Here is an 839-nt window from a genome sequence, read left to right on the forward strand (position 1 = left end):
ATCGCTAGTAATCGCGGATCAGCATGTCGCGGTGAATACGTTCCCGGGTCTTGTACACACCGCCCGTCACACCATGGGAGTGGGTTTTACCAGAAGTAGTTAGCCTAACCGTAAGGAGGGCGATTACCACGGTAGGATTCATGACTGGGGTGAAGTCGTAACAAGGTAGCCGTATCGGAAGGTGCGGCTGGATCACCTCCTTTCAGAGCTTACGTGCTCGTGTTAAGCGTCCACTCTTATCGGTTGTTTGATATAGCTGGGATCAGTTGTAGGCTTGGGTCGAGGGAATCTTCCCTGGGTCTTCAGCTTCCTGACTACTGATCCGAGAAGGTTTTGGGTCTGTAGCTCAGTCGGTTAGAGCACCGTCTTGATAAGGCGGGGGTCGTTGGTTCGAATCCAACCAGACCCACCAGGTATTTCGCGATGCGCGGAATATGGGGGTGTAGCTCAGCTGGGAGAGCGCCTGCTTTGCAAGCAGGATGTCATCGGTTCGATCCCGTTCACCTCCACCATTGATTCTCATAGATCGCCGGTGGCGATGTAGAGGCCAACTCATAGTGTCGTAGCTCACGATGTTATGAGTTGGGTTTTACCCAACAGCTATATTTGTTCTTTAACAATCTGGAAGAAGCACAACGAAAATGTGTTCATCAAGTAATCAGCGTTGCTGATGAAGATGGGCACGGGTTGTGATTGCATTATTTTTTGTTCCAAGTTCTCAAGACTGAGGTGATAAACCTCAGACTGCTTTGAAACTTATGAACGGCACAAACGCTAATACTCAGGTCCTATAGCCTACAGCGTTATAGGATCAAGCGACTAAGTGCATATGGTGGATG

Annotated in this window: 2 tRNA genes and 1 rRNA gene; all 3 read left to right on the forward strand. The window is 49.5% G+C overall.

The features are described from left to right. Positions 1-203: ribosomal RNA gene (locus HV681_RS27670) — 16S ribosomal RNA — on the forward strand; the annotation flags it as partial. A 132-nt stretch (positions 204-335) separates the two neighbouring features. Further along, positions 336-412: transfer RNA gene (locus tag HV681_RS27675), tRNA-Ile, on the forward strand. Positions 413-436: 24 nt separating this feature from the next. Then, a tRNA-Ala gene (locus HV681_RS27680) sits at positions 437-512 on the forward strand. The last annotated feature ends 327 nt before the right edge of the window (positions 513-839 follow it).

This window comes from Achromobacter animicus (genome assembly GCF_902859585.1).
GTDB classification, from domain to species: Bacteria; Pseudomonadota; Gammaproteobacteria; order Burkholderiales; family Burkholderiaceae_B; genus Achromobacter; species Achromobacter animicus.